The organism is Pseudomonas mandelii (genome assembly GCF_002251635.1).
Lineage (GTDB): Bacteria > Pseudomonadota > Gammaproteobacteria > Pseudomonadales > Pseudomonadaceae > Aquipseudomonas > Aquipseudomonas mandelii_B.
On the sequence record NZ_NMOJ01000071.1, the window covers coordinates 17,720 to 30,586 of the forward strand.

Consider the following 12,867-nt stretch of genomic DNA (forward strand, 5'->3'; position numbering starts at 1 on the left):
ACTCTCCAGAAATGAAAAAACCCGCTCAAGGCGGGCTGGGCAAACGTGATTGACGGTCTTAACGAACGATCACGAAATGGGCGGCCAGGTCTTTTTCGGCCTCGGGGTCCAACCCGGTCAGGTGCACTTCGCTGACCTCCGCCATGCGCACAACGGCGCGACCCCGGCGTACGATGTCCGACTCTCCCAGTGGCCCGTAGAGAATCGCCACGGCAGCCTGGGTACCGTCTTCAGCGGCCGGAGCATACGGCGCAAATTCGCCTGTGGCCGTCACCAGACCGAGAACCTGACCCGGACTCAGCGCAGGGCCAGCGGCAACGTTGATCGTTTCCCGCGAGATGTTTCCAGCGCCCTCGGACAGGAGAAACTCACCCGCGTGGAACGGTTCTTTTTTGATGGTCATGTTCTTGCTCCTTTCGCGCCGTGCGCGGTTCCAGATTGAGCCGCTTGTCGCGAAGCCCAGATCGAGGTGGGATCAGGTTGTTTGGCCAGCACCTTGGGTGCCGGGTCGTGGTCGAGCGGCAGGCTGTTGTCGATTTCAAAGCCCTTACCGCTGGTGACAATTTTGTCGAACAGACGGGCTCGAACCGCCGCCGCATCCAGTCCCGCTGAAACGTACTCGGCGCTGAACTCCGGCAAACGGGCCGCGACGCACAGGTCATTCACGGCCTTGGCACGGGTAAGTCCGGCCAGGACGATCTCTTCGCTTTCGAGCTGGGTCGAACTGAGCAGCGGCTCAACAAGATTGCTGATGCCCGCCGCCGTGCAGCGCTGGGTGATCATCAGTGCCAACTTGGCCGAATCGACCACCGGCGGCACCAAGGGTGGATCGAGCTGATCCAGGTCGGGATCCACTTCCGGTGGTTCATCGAGTTGAGCCACCAGTTCAGCCGGTGCATGCTGGTAACGCTGCAGCACGGCCCCTTGGCCGAGGCAGGCCTTGACCGTAATGCCGTCGCCGACTTCATCGGCCAGGCCCAGTGCCACCGCTTCATTGGCCGTCAGCCAAGTTTCGGCGTTGACCATGCGCCGCAGCTCCGCGTCATCGATGTCCGACGCCTTGGCCTTGTAGGCCGCGATGATCGCCTCCAGGGTCTGATCCAGCACATCAGCGACCCGGCGGAAGTCCTCAGCGTCGCCTCCGGCATAGGTGTAAGGGTTGTGGATCATCAGCATGGCGTTCGATGCAATGACGACACGGTGTGCACCACACACCGCCACGCTGGCCGCACTGGCGGCCAACGCATCAATCCGGCCGGTGCAGCGCTCGCCCAGACGCGACAGCGCGTTGTGCATCGCCAACCCGTCAAACAAATCTCCGCCGATGCTGTTGAATGCCGCGATCACCGGCGAGACGCCGTCGTCCATGGCGCGCAGATCCTGCACGAATTGATTGGCAGTAATGCCCCAAGTGCCGATCTCGCCATAGACAAAGACTTCGATCACTCTCTCGGTGTCCTCGCCGCTAGACTGCAACGCGTACCAGGTTTTGTCCTGAACTTGCACACGCTGGCCTGCCCGGTTGTAAACGCGCGGTCGCGCTTTTTTGCTCATGGTTGCTCCTTGTCGTCGATTGGCTCGACGGCATCCAAGGTGTTGTAGTTGAGTCCCAGTGCGGTGGCCCGCGCCAGATCGGCGGCGTTTTCCAGGTCGACTGTTTCGGCGTCGTAGCCAGTGCGCAGGACCATCTCGCTGCGTGAGGCAAAGCCGGCCTGCACTTCCATCCGTCGTGCCTGAACGTCCTGCACCGGTTGGATGTAGGCCCAACCTTGCGGCACCCAACGGGTACGCAGGTAGTCGCGACGCTTTTGCGCGTAATCGCCCAGTACCAGGACACCCGACAACACGGCCATGTCCATCCAGGCGGCCCGCACTGGGCGGCAGAGCTGGTGGACATAAACACCGAATTGCAGTTGTTCCAGGCGGCGCCGAAACTCGTTGAGCACCACACGTAACGCTCGGTCGTTGATCCCGCGCATGTCGCCGGTGAGGATCTCGTAAGGCGTGCCGGACCCAGCGGCGGCGGCCATCAGTTGCTGCCGCATGAAGTCCGGGTAGTTGTTGCCCGCGTCCGGTGGCTTGGAGAACTCCACCTCTTCACCTGGCCCCAGTTCCTGCATGGTTCCGGGTTCCAGCGCGACCATCGGTGTGAAGCCGTCACGATCGAGATCCAACAGCTGGCCGGTGACCGGATCTCGTGGCGTCTGCCCCGAGTCCGGAGCCGGCCGGCTGATGAAGCCGGCAAACAGGTTGGCCACCTCCTGGCGAAACAACACCGCGTCATCGTAGTTGTCGAGACTGCGCAAACGCTTGAGCACCGGCGACAATCGCGGCACGCCTCGCAGCTGACCCGGCTCGACCGGTTCAAAAATGTGCAGCACCTGGGCCGCCGGCACCCGCACCAGCTGGTTGTAGCCGGCGTTCAGCGACGACGCGTCGCGTGGATGTGACAGGTACATCCAGTACGCCACCCGTTTGCCGCCGGGATTGAACTCGATCCCGGCGCGGATAACGTTGCCGGATTTGGTGCTCTCGTACTTGTCGTGCGGGACAAACTCCGGCGCCAGAATCTGCAGCTGCAGCGGAACCGCCAAACCCTCGTCCAGGCTGCGCGGTCGCAGCCGCACAAAGCACTCACCAGAGGTTTCAACCGTGCGCGCTACCAGGGCCTGCTGGCCGTAGAAGTCGGTGCGTTCATCCGCATCCGATTCATCGACCCAATCGCCCCACAGCTCCTGCAGCAATTTGCGTAAAGCATCGTCGTCAGTGGTCGGCCGGGGGGTGATGCCCGTGCCGATCAGGTTGCTGACGCGTTTATCGATAACGTTGAAGGCATACGGGTCATTGCGAACCGCTGCCCGAGAGCGCGAACGCAGGTTGCGCAATGCCGGGGTGTTGATGCTGTTGATCCCGTTGTCGGGAGCATCCCAACCAGTGGAACGTCGGCCCTCCCCGGCGCCTTCGTAACTGGCCTTGATGTTCGACGGCAACACGAATCCGTTACGGGTGAGCGTCGGAAAGTGACGGGCCATTAGACTCCCTTGCCTCCGTGATACAGCCTGACCACGCGAGAGCGTGGTCCAGCGGCGCTGATCAGCGACGTGCGAATCTCTTCGCGTGCCTTGAGCAACTCGTCGACGGTGCGGTACTCCACGGTGCGATCGGTGTAGCGGACGACTTTCTCACCGCGAGCGATGGCCGCCTCAACCGCGTCGAGGTGCTTCTGGGTAAATGACATATCAGCGTCTCTTCAGGTAACCGCTGGTGGAACTGCGGCGTTGAGGTGGTGTTGCTACGGGGCGCGTTTGCACGAGCGGAACAACGGGTGGTGACGCCGGTTGCCGAGAAGGCGTTGCTGGACCAGGACTATCGACCCGTTCGCCTTGCACCGGTTTAATTCCCAGCGCTTCGTCGAACAGACCCGATTGCGCCAGGGACTGACGCACGCGCTCCCAGTCGTGCTCCTTGTAGCGATTCAGGCCCAGGTAATGCGCCATGGCCAGGCAATACACCATCAGGTCGAGCGCTTCGTTGCGCTCGGCTTTGCCCTTGACCCACTCGATGCGCTTATGACCGCGCACGTAGCGCGCAACCTTGCGCTCTGCGACGCACTGATCGAAGAAGTCATCCGGCAAGTCATTGGCAAAGTGCAACGCACCCGGACCGGATTCGAACGGGTAGCGGTTGTAGATCCAGTCCTTTGCCGTGTCGGTACCGACGAACCACAGCTCAGCACCGTTGCGTTCGGTTTGGCCTTTCCAGGTCACGTCGACCATCGAGGGGCGTTGAGCAATGACCGGCTTCCCAGGTTTGCTTGCACCTTTGATAGCGAACACGTTGCGCCAGCGACGAACACGGCAGAACTGGTAAACCTCATCGGTGTGGTGACCGCCGGAGTCGACGGCGGTGGCCAGAATACCCAAGCCCACACCGCACGGATGGCGATATTTAGCCTTGAGCAATTCATCCAGCGCCGCCCAGGTGCGTTCGTCTGCGGGATCGCCCGAAACGATCTGGAAATCAATAACCCAGCGCTCCATGCCGGCACCCCAGCCCATGGCCATGAATTCCAACCGGTTTGCCTGAACGTCGACGGCCCCGGTGATCATCATCACCGCCGCTGACATTGAGCCAAGGCTGTATCCTTCCAACCGCGCCCGCTGCCTCAGGACGTCTGCTTTGGTCTGCTCTTGCGCCGCGTCCCAAACCTTCGCCAGACGGGTGTTGTAGAACACCTGCATGGGCTCAAGATCGCCTTTGGCCTGGGCCTTTTTGGCCTTCTCGAATTGCTTGGCCAGTGACTTCCAGTCCATCCAACCCAGCGGCGAATACAGGGCGTTGAGGTGGAAGCCCACCGTTTCGCCGTCGCCTTCGGAGTGAGCTCGCCATTCGCCGTTGGCGAGCATTTCGCCCTTGTGGTACTCCTCGATCAGCACGTCACACTCAGGTCCGGCGCACTGGTAATGCACCACGCTGAAGTCCGGCGAGTAGTGCAACCGCTCCCACTCAAGGATTTGCATGTGCCCACAGGTCGGGCATGGCACGTAGTAGTGACGCTGGTCGCTGCCATCGAACAGGTCGGAGATTCGAGAGGCGCCCTTGATCGTCGGCGAGCTGGAGAAGTAAAACTTGGCGTTGCGGCCAAAGGTACTACCCCGGGTTTCTGCCAGCTCGATAGGGTCACCCTCCTCGCCGATGTCCACCTCCCAGCGGTCGATCTCGTCGCCGTACACGTAGCGCGCTGACAGCTCCGACAAGTTGGCGGCCGAGCCGGCGGTGGTCACGTACAACGTGCCGCCCTCGAACTCCTTGGTGTCCATGGTGTTGCGCGAATCCCGCGAGCGGTTAGCCGCCACACGTTCGCGCAAAACCGGCGTCGCCTTGATCGTTTTGCCGATCCGAGAGGACACCCGTTTGGCCAGACCAAGGCTTGGCAGCAGCGCCAGGATATTCGACGGCGCCATGTGCATCAGGCCGCCGATCCAATTCAGACCGATCTGGGTTTTCATTAACTGCGACGCGACCATGGTGATCACGCGCTTGCAGGGGTGAGCCGGTGACAGACAACGCATGGGCTCGCGGGCATACGGCGTACGCGAGGTGCGGTACTGGCCCGGCTCAGCGGCGCCGGTGTCACGCGGGATCCGCATGTACTCGTCGGCCCACTGATCGATCCAGACGTCCGGGTCGGGCCGTAGCCCACGGAAATACGCCTCGCGGTACACCTCTGCACCGTCAGGGATTCCAGTGGGCATGGGCTTAACTCGTGGTCAGTACGTGTTCAAGGTCCGCTGAAGACATGCGTTCGGCGTCTTCCAGCGAGCGGCGGATCGCCGCCGTGAGGTGCTTTTCGATTTCCCAAGGATCGGTCATCGATGCCAGTTCCGGAGCCAGTTGCGGAGGCATCCCCAGCAGTTGATCGCGCAGCATGCGACCGGCGTTGTAAGCACCGGTTTGAACTGCCGACAGAGCTACCAGCGATCCCTTGGCCTTGTGCAACTCGATCTCGGCGAGCTGGGCCAGGTTGTGCTCGCGCAATGCGCGGGCCTTCTGGAAATCGGGGAGCTGTCCCGCAGGGGCCATCGCGAGCGGCGGCGCAGCCGTTGAAGTCGGCTCGACCTGGCTGGATAGCTGACTGTAAACGTCACGCTGAAGCCGATCTTGGTGGTGGCGGTCAGCGACAGCAGTCTTACTGGGGTCAGCGGTGTCGCGAATCAATGCTTCGCTGGCCGAAACATCGACCTGTTTACCATCGGCAGTCAGCACCAAGCGGTTGTTGTTTTTCAACCAGGTGATGTAGCTGGGCGCCCTGCCGATCCGAGCCGCGAAGGCGCTCTTTGACAGGTACATTGGTTCTGTCATAAGCCCCTCCTTTTCAACGGCTTTTCAATGGAACCTTTCGATTTCAATGGATTGAATTTCAGTAAGCTGGCAACCCTGCCGCTAACAACTTCCCGCGGGTTTCCGACCCCGTACCCACCGAATACCCCCAGGGTCCCCGGCGATTTTCGGCGCCCCGGAACGGTGCATCACCCCTGTTCGCCGCCTGCCGGAGGCGCCTCGCTGACGCCCAGCCGCTTGACGGCCCAGGGTGCGCAAAGCCGAGTACTTACGCAAACTCCCGCAGCGCCTCTTGCAGTCGCTTGGCTTTCACAATGGCTTCAGCATTACTTTCGCGCTCAGCCTCTACCGACAGCGCCACCTCTTCAATGCGGCCAGCCAACACCTTCATGCGCTTGCTGAACTCATCAGACAGGCTCACCACTTCACCCGACAGGGCCGCCAAAACGTCCAGCGCTCCAGCGGTTGTTTTGGTCAATGCAACGGGCTGCTTGGCTGCCTGAGGCATGGTTGTCTCCTTGTTGGATTTAGGGGTGGCTACATCGCGCCGAAACTTTCCGCCGATTGGCTCCCTGATCAGCCCGGCATCTTTGAGTTCACCAAGTGCGCGGCGTATGGCATAGGCGGATGCGCCACTGACGTTGGCAGCCAGGACGGCGCCGTGAATATCACGAGCGGTCCAGCATGATTGAATGGGTACATAACCAAAGATTTTTTGAGCGATGGAAGATTGCCCTGCGAGCATCTGCTGCTGCCTGGATTCATTCATGTCTAGAGACCTGCTTAACGAGTGGCTGGGTGAGAGCTATTCAGAGCGATTCGATTCGGTGGGCACTTCGCTGACGCCCAACCGCTTGGCAGCCCAGCGTTCATAGAGACCGATGGCAACATCGGCACCGGCCATTGCGGTCAGGCAACCCAAGCTGCCCGCTGCCCAGATCGACATCCCAGCCGCGATCATCAGCATCATCGCCGACACCCCGCAGGCAATGCAGGCACCGGACCGCAGCGCCAATCGGCGCAACAACACCCAACCGCGCGCGCCGTCTTTGTCCGCTCGCCACATCTCACCCGAAACGCCACCGACCAAAGCCAGGACGATCACTAACCAGATCGGCATCTCTGCCAGCGCTTGCTGCTCATTTGTCATGTTGTGCCTCAAGTGAAGGAGTGTGCCGGACACAAAAAAGAAAACCCCGCCGGGGGGCAGGGTTTCAGTGTCATGACAAAAGCCAGGACGGAGTGCACAGCACGTGCTCGGGGAGCGCCAAGGCGCAAATTTCATATCGTGGGCACTTTTTACCCCCCTCCGGAAAAACCGAAAAGGGGTGATTTTCGGTAGGTCAGTAAACGACATGAATACGACCACAATACGACCACAATACGACAAAACACCCCGACGAACGGTAGTTAGTAGGCCCGAGCACGCTTGCTTGTTGATGCTCGGATTAGGTTGGTATCAAGCGCACCGCTGCGTCGATCAAGTCCCCGGGTAGTAGCAGTGCGAACCGTGAGGATGAGTTGCACCTGTTGATGCAGACGATGAACCCAATTCCTGTAAGTCCGGTCTGCATCCTCGGCGAGCTGCAACAAACGCATCTGTTCACGCACGGTCATCGGCGGCTGGGCCAGGTAACGATTGCGAGCCAGTAAAGCCAACTGAGCGCCCTTCTCCGACTGACGCTCAAGCTGTGCAACTGCGGCGGCAACCTCGGTACTGGCGTGATCCATACCACCACCGGCCGACATCATCAGATCGCGCGATCCAGGTGTGCCACGTGGAGCACATCCACCGTACTGCATGATTGTCGCCATCGGACTTCCCAAACCACCACCGTCGCCAACCTGGCAGTGCTGGGCGCCCCAATGCTGCATCAATGCTTCCATTTCTTCGATCATCGCCCTTTCCCCCGAAAAACCGAACCCAACACAGAAAAACCACTACCCAACACAAACCCAACACAATTAAATCTCTTTAAAATCAATACTCTTATTAACTTTGAGTTGGGTGTGTTGGGTTTGTTGGGTTTTTCTGTCCTCGCATAAGAAAAATTTACGACCATCGCCTTCGGTGAAAATAACGTCATGCATGCGCGCACGCGACGCCAAACCCAACACACCCAACACAACCACCGGAAACCCGCGCAAACAAAGGACTTACACTGTGTTGGGTAGCCAAAACCAACCCGACACACACCCGACACACCCAACACACTTTTAGGCGTAGTCATGCGGCAGCCGCCTTGATGTGGTCCCAGTTGTCCACATTCCAGCCTGCCAGCTTCGCCTTTGCCCGCCAGGCAACGACCATCGCACCAAGCTCGGCCGACTTCAGTGATGGGGGCGGGGAAGCATCCTGATCAACCGGAAAGAAGAACGCGCCAAACTTGCGATTACTGCCATCCGTCCACGGTATCGAACGCGTTTTTTCCACTTCGGAGTTGATGAAAAGCGAGAACTTCGTCTGACTCATCACGTGTTCCTTGTTGCGCTGACACCACTCCAGGAACAGTGAGTAAAGGTCAGTGGAAAGACACGGCCCCCAAAGCCCCTGACCCAACTCGCTGTATTTCCACAGGTGTAGGAATGTCTGCCAGCCGGCCCGACTCAGGGCTACCAGTCGCTCACGGGCGTCAGTGGATGGCGGGCGTGTTCGCTGATTGAAGTCGCCCAAATCAACCGACAGCAGCCAGCCGTAAAGGGCCGCGACGCCACCATGCTCCAACTCCTGGCCGATGGCTTTCTGGCGGTCCACCGGCAAAGTCTCCAAGGGCCAAACCACCAACATCCGGCGGTCGCTGTCACTGATCGGCCACGGCATGATCTCATTGCTCAAGAAAACCGCGTTCATATGGTTGGATTCCTCCCAGCCATTGATGAACTTGGATTCCATCCGAACCGTTTTGCCAGTGACCAGGTGCTTGATCTTGCCCACCTGGTTGTAGCGTTGATCTCGACTCACGACCTCTTCGAAAACTGCCCACAACTTACGGCTTTGCCAGGCGTTGAAATTGCTTTCCAACTGGGTCTGCCCAACTGTTGCAGCGTACTGACCGTAAAGTCTGCCCAAGGTATCAGCGAAAAACAGACTCTTACCCGAACCCTCCATGCTGGAATGCATCAGCACTGCGGTATCCATCTTGGCGCCCAGATGCTGTAGCGGAAATGCCAACCAGCGCGTCAACCAGAGCGCCGCATTTTCATCGTGGTTACACAAGAACGAAATTAGCCACCGCAAGTTGGCACAAGCCGCATCGTCCCTGACCGGCTCCAGCGGCAGTCCATCAAAGGTATTGATGTACACCGCCGGATCCTTGGTCATGGTCGGGTCAAACACGATGTGGTCCACATCCACCGTGCGCCGCTCGCTGCTGTTCAGCCACAGTGCATAAGCGTCACCCAAGGCCATTTTTACCGCGCCTTCCGCTACACGTCGTTTCTTTTCCCGGTCCCACACATCCTTGGTGCCGTCGATGTACACATAGCGATCGGTAGGCGGCATGCCCAAGGCACCACCTTTTTTGCCCGACATGCGTCGCGTCTGCTCGATGTCACGGACATGCTCATCAGAGATCAACCGCTTGCTCGTGTCATCCAACCAGGCTTTGGCCAGCGGCTTGCCGACCCGCGCTTCGAATGCTGATTTTTTCATCACTCGCGATTGGTCACAGTCCCAAACGTGCGTGGTCCCCTCGACCAAAGCAAAACGACGGAGCAAGTGTTCAAGTGTCATAACCTCCCCCGCCCCCCCGTCAGATGCAGGAGCGGCTTCGCTGGGCGCGACAGCGGCCGCCGGGTGCGGCCCGCTCGAATCACCGGATGGGGGCGGGGGAAGATCACGCGGGTCAGGCTTCACTGAATACTGCATACCCAGCATCCGCGCAGCGTCCTTCACCGCCTTCGACTGGTCACCACCATGCTGCAACAAACAGAACACCTCGAACGCGTCGTTCTGATGCCCGTTCGCGAGCGGATCAGCGCCGTGGTGGGAATAAACCTTACCATCGTCGCTGACCGTCACACCCGGCATCCCGGTGCTACTGTGCGGATACAACCACTTACTGCCGCGCTTGATGTAGTCGTGCGCCCGCAACAGCTCTTCAACGTCGTGGCTGCGATTAAATTCATCGATAACAGACGGCTTGTCTGCGGCAGGCGGTGGACGTTTGATAACTTTCGCCGGAGGTGTCTTCGGCTTGGGGGCCCACGGGCACGCGGCCTCGGCGTCACGCTTGAAGATGTCCCAATGGTTCCAGATCTTCAGCAGCTCAGGCGCAAGTACGGGCAAGCCATCGACAGAGCTTGGTGGTGTGCGCCAGGTGTAGGGCTTACCAGTGCCAGGGTGAATCGATGGCGGCAACACGTCTTGCACCGGCCCACCACGCAATTCGAACACGGTGATGCGCTGATATTCGTCGGCCTCGGCCCGCGCCTCGGCCTCACCTACTGCATCACCAGCGTCTTTTGCCGCTTTGGCCTTTGCGGTCAGAGTCTTGTGGATCGAACCATCAGGGTCTTTTTCATTGGGCCACGCAAGTGCAACCCGGCTCAACTCAACACCATCAGGAACGCGGAACATAATGCGGAAGCGCACCGGGTTGCCAACTACAGTCGGAAATACCAGAGCCATCGCATCAAGGTCAATTTCCAGCAGGTCATACAGCACGTGCCGAGCCCACTGAACATCATCAACATCCAGAGAACAGATCCGACTCGGCCCCAATACAACACCGAGGTTGTGCTGGGGCTTCTTTTCCCAGAACGCGGCAGCCTTCGCCGAGTCCGTGAAGTAGCCGCCCGGCTTGTTCCACCCCTTCCCCTTCGGACCCTTTTCACCGGGCTCTATCGGGACTAACGCCAAACCGAATGCATCGATGTAAAACTGAGCCCAATCAGCGGTAGGCAATCGATTGTCGTGATCACTCATCTGCGCCGCTCCCGCAACCCCTGGCAACTGACGCAGGTCGCACAACCCTGGATCGTCTGTTGGCGAAGCAACGGGATAGGTTCGTCGCAATCTTCACAGATTTGCGCGCTGACGGCGCTCGTTGGGCGCGGACGGCGATCCAACGCCACTTGCAGGAAGTACTCGGCCTGGTCGTTGGCAATATCGATAACGTCAGTCATCTTGGCGGGCCTCCATCGCTTCCCTGGCCCCGGCCATGATGCCCAACACCGCGCGGATAACGTCGGCGCCGTGTTTCTCCAAGCATTCAACTTCGCGCGGCTCCCAGACGTTGTCGGCCGCACCTTCGTGCATGCTGGAAACAAACAGGCCGGTCTGGTGCAGCACCTTGCTGACCGCCAGCAAAGCTTCCTTGGTCGGCGCCGCCGCTTCCGGCTTGTACCAGACCATACCAGCGGGCCGCATCAGGGCGTCCAGCAACAAGGGATTTGCCGTCAGGCGTATCACCTCTTCCAGCTCATCAGGATCAAGCCACCGGCGCTCTTCGTCGTGCTTTAGTTTCTTCTGGAGGGTGTCGTAATCGATGACCATGTCCAGTGCCAGAGCAGTCACACCGCCCCGATAATCATGGCCTGCCCGGTAAAGGGCTTTGCGTAGCGAAAGAACCGGACCTGCGCCCGGCAAAAGATCTGTGCGACTCATAACCGTAAATCCCCTGTTTACGGTGTGGCCGTAGAGCCAAACACGCTCTATTCTACGACCACGACCGATGTGCTGTGCGAATCGTGCTGTGCAGCACGGTTCATCGTTCCAGTCGGCCCAGGGGATTCTTATGGTGAGAGGTCCTGGGCCGACGCGCTATGTAGCGACTTGCATGTACGTGTAGCTCGTTACTTCCGGCCTGGTGTTTCTTTGGTGAGAGGTTTCAGGCTGGTGTTTCATGTGGCGGTATGGTGTGTGCTGCGTATCGCCACCGCTGGGCTGGGGGATTCTTATGGTGAGAGGCCCCAGCTCGGCACCCTTAGGTATCTTCGTTACTATTCAACTCCGGCCAGATCGCCAACCAGTCGTCTCTCAGATCCTTTCGAGTGACTGCCGCGTCGGTCGCCAACTCTATTGCTGAAGCAATCTCCGCCCCCGCAGTTTTGTAGCCATAACCAATAGCCCGCAGGTAAGAGCGAGTTGTCCCCGTCTTGGCAACAGACTCGTCATCTGCGGTTTTCAGCCATGCAAGGAGCTTTGTGTTTTTGGGTCGCATGTCGCGTCTCCTAGTCGTCACGACGACAAATATTACCCAAAGGTAATGACAAAGCAATACCTACAGGACATTTACCTCTGAGTAACAAGGAAGGAATATCAACAACATGGATATTCATGACGTTCGAAGACAAAACCTTCAAAAAATCCTAACCGTTAGGTTTCGGGGCTATCGGGCCGGCTTGGCTGCTGCGCTCGACCGGCAGGCAAGCTATGTCTCTAGATGCCTCACGACAATTGAGAAAAACCGTAAAAGAATTGGCGAAGATTTCGCTCGCCATATAGAGAGCAAATTGGAACTCCCGCCGGGGTCGTTGGACTCAACCGATGGCGTAAAACTGGATGACAAGGGTCATTCGACCGACCTCAACACCCTAGAAAAAGGCCCGGAGTTTTCAAGGCCCTTTAAAAGAGCGTCAATTTTAGGAACTGCGCAATTGGGACCAGATGGATACTGGGAGGCCTTGAGTTTAGCGGACGGCTGGATTGACGTCCCAAGCTCAGACCCCGGTGCATATTCGCTACGAGTCAAAGGGGATTCAATGGCACCCGCCATACGTAGCGGTTGGGTTGTTTGGTGCGAACCCAATCACAGGCTTGTACCTGGTGAATACGTAATGGTGCGAAGGTCCAATGGCGAGTGCATGGTTAAAGAGCTGCTTTACGAAAATGACGATGAGGTCAGCCTCATGGCTGTCAACGACGGATATGGACGCCTCTCTATAGATCGGAAAGAGATCGAGCAAATTCACTACGTTGGTGGAATTGTCCCCCCTAGCAAAATTAATTACTGAGCATCAATCATTGAACACAACCGCCCTGATGGGCGGTTTTTTTTCGTCATAAAAAATAAAAATTACCTG

Annotated in this window: 14 protein-coding genes; 1 reads left to right on the plus strand and 13 read right to left on the minus strand. The window is 58.8% G+C overall.

Annotated features, from left to right (window positions below; translation table 11 throughout):
• Positions 1-58 precede the first annotated feature (58 nt).
• The 13 genes from B7L09_RS10180 to B7L09_RS10240 form a co-directional block, all read right to left on the minus strand.
• Positions 59-403 carry a head decoration protein gene (locus B7L09_RS10180; RefSeq protein WP_010462371.1) on the minus strand — a complete coding sequence of 115 codons (345 nt, stop codon included), beginning with the start codon at positions 401-403 and terminating at the stop codon, positions 59-61.
• Positions 400-1,554, minus strand: a complete 1,155-nt coding sequence (locus tag B7L09_RS10185) for a head maturation protease, ClpP-related (RefSeq protein WP_010462373.1) — start codon at positions 1,552-1,554, stop codon at positions 400-402. The genes B7L09_RS10180 and B7L09_RS10185 overlap by 4 nt, the downstream gene beginning before the upstream one ends.
• A complete protein-coding gene (locus B7L09_RS10190) occupies positions 1,551-3,032 on the minus strand; it encodes a phage portal protein (protein ID WP_010462375.1) in 1,482 nt (493 codons plus the stop codon). Before B7L09_RS10190 ends, B7L09_RS10185 begins: the two co-directional genes overlap by 4 nt.
• Positions 3,032-3,238 carry a phage head-tail joining protein gene (locus tag B7L09_RS10195; protein ID WP_010462377.1) on the minus strand — a complete coding sequence of 69 codons (207 nt, stop codon included), beginning with the start codon at positions 3,236-3,238 and terminating at the stop codon, positions 3,032-3,034. The genes B7L09_RS10190 and B7L09_RS10195 overlap by 1 nt, the downstream gene beginning before the upstream one ends.
• A 1-nt stretch (position 3,239) precedes the next feature.
• Positions 3,240-5,255, minus strand: a complete 2,016-nt coding sequence (locus tag B7L09_RS10200) for a phage terminase large subunit family protein (protein WP_010462379.1) — start codon at positions 5,253-5,255, stop codon at positions 3,240-3,242.
• Positions 5,256-5,259: 4 nt separating this feature from the next.
• Positions 5,260-5,862, minus strand: a complete 603-nt coding sequence (locus B7L09_RS10205; protein WP_042932317.1) for a hypothetical protein — start codon at positions 5,860-5,862, stop codon at positions 5,260-5,262.
• A gap of 247 nt (positions 5,863-6,109) precedes the next feature.
• A complete protein-coding gene (locus B7L09_RS10210; protein WP_010462383.1) occupies positions 6,110-6,610 on the minus strand; it encodes a hypothetical protein in 501 nt (166 codons plus the stop codon).
• Between the two features lie 36 nt (positions 6,611-6,646).
• The gene (locus B7L09_RS10215; protein ID WP_010462385.1) at positions 6,647-6,991 is read right to left on the minus strand and encodes a phage holin family protein; all 345 of its coding nucleotides are present in this window, start codon (positions 6,989-6,991) and stop codon (positions 6,647-6,649) included.
• 260 nt (positions 6,992-7,251) lie between these two features.
• On the minus strand, positions 7,252-7,740 hold the full coding sequence (locus B7L09_RS10220; RefSeq protein ID WP_010462387.1) for a hypothetical protein: 489 nt from the start codon (positions 7,738-7,740) through the stop codon (positions 7,252-7,254).
• 328 nt (positions 7,741-8,068) lie between these two features.
• A complete protein-coding gene (locus B7L09_RS10225) occupies positions 8,069-10,768 on the minus strand; it encodes a bifunctional DNA primase/polymerase (protein WP_010462390.1) in 2,700 nt (899 codons plus the stop codon).
• A complete protein-coding gene (locus B7L09_RS10230; protein WP_010462392.1) occupies positions 10,765-10,968 on the minus strand; it encodes a TraR/DksA C4-type zinc finger protein in 204 nt (67 codons plus the stop codon). The genes B7L09_RS10225 and B7L09_RS10230 overlap by 4 nt, the downstream gene beginning before the upstream one ends.
• Entirely contained in the window at positions 10,961-11,449 is a 489-nt protein-coding gene (locus B7L09_RS10235; protein WP_010462394.1) for a phage regulatory CII family protein, read from the minus strand. The genes B7L09_RS10230 and B7L09_RS10235 overlap by 8 nt, the downstream gene beginning before the upstream one ends.
• Positions 11,450-11,768: 319 nt before the next feature.
• On the minus strand, positions 11,769-12,005 hold the full coding sequence (locus B7L09_RS10240; protein ID WP_010462396.1) for a helix-turn-helix domain-containing protein: 237 nt from the start codon (positions 12,003-12,005) through the stop codon (positions 11,769-11,771).
• A 106-nt stretch (positions 12,006-12,111) separates the two neighbouring features.
• Here B7L09_RS10240 and B7L09_RS10245 point away from each other — a divergent pair, with 106 nt between their 5' ends.
• The gene (locus B7L09_RS10245) at positions 12,112-12,798 is read left to right on the plus strand and encodes a S24 family peptidase (RefSeq protein ID WP_010462398.1); all 687 of its coding nucleotides are present in this window, start codon (positions 12,112-12,114) and stop codon (positions 12,796-12,798) included.
• Positions 12,799-12,867 lie beyond the last annotated feature (69 nt).

Bases quoted from the DNA above. Each gene is read 5' to 3' on its own strand.
- B7L09_RS10180 (WP_010462371.1), bottom strand. From the start codon at position 403: ATGACCATCAAAAAAGAACCGTTCCACGCGGGTGAGTTTCTCCTGTCC.
- B7L09_RS10185 (WP_010462373.1), bottom strand. From the start codon at position 1,554: ATGAGCAAAAAAGCGCGACCGCGCGTTTACAACCGGGCAGGCCAGCGT.
- B7L09_RS10190 (WP_010462375.1), bottom strand. From the start codon at position 3,032: ATGGCCCGTCACTTTCCGACGCTCACCCGTAACGGATTCGTGTTGCCG.
- B7L09_RS10195 (WP_010462377.1), bottom strand. From the start codon at position 3,238: ATGTCATTTACCCAGAAGCACCTCGACGCGGTTGAGGCGGCCATCGCT.
- B7L09_RS10200 (WP_010462379.1), bottom strand. From the start codon at position 5,255: ATGCCCACTGGAATCCCTGACGGTGCAGAGGTGTACCGCGAGGCGTAT.
- B7L09_RS10205 (WP_042932317.1), bottom strand. From the start codon at position 5,862: ATGACAGAACCAATGTACCTGTCAAAGAGCGCCTTCGCGGCTCGGATC.
- B7L09_RS10210 (WP_010462383.1), bottom strand. From the start codon at position 6,610: ATGAATGAATCCAGGCAGCAGCAGATGCTCGCAGGGCAATCTTCCATC.
- B7L09_RS10215 (WP_010462385.1), bottom strand. From the start codon at position 6,991: ATGACAAATGAGCAGCAAGCGCTGGCAGAGATGCCGATCTGGTTAGTG.
- B7L09_RS10220 (WP_010462387.1), bottom strand. From the start codon at position 7,740: ATGATCGAAGAAATGGAAGCATTGATGCAGCATTGGGGCGCCCAGCAC.
- B7L09_RS10225 (WP_010462390.1), bottom strand. From the start codon at position 10,768: ATGAGTGATCACGACAATCGATTGCCTACCGCTGATTGGGCTCAGTTT.
- B7L09_RS10230 (WP_010462392.1), bottom strand. From the start codon at position 10,968: ATGACTGACGTTATCGATATTGCCAACGACCAGGCCGAGTACTTCCTG.
- B7L09_RS10235 (WP_010462394.1), bottom strand. From the start codon at position 11,449: ATGAGTCGCACAGATCTTTTGCCGGGCGCAGGTCCGGTTCTTTCGCTA.
- B7L09_RS10240 (WP_010462396.1), bottom strand. From the start codon at position 12,005: ATGCGACCCAAAAACACAAAGCTCCTTGCATGGCTGAAAACCGCAGAT.
- B7L09_RS10245 (WP_010462398.1), top strand. From the start codon at position 12,112: ATGGATATTCATGACGTTCGAAGACAAAACCTTCAAAAAATCCTAACC.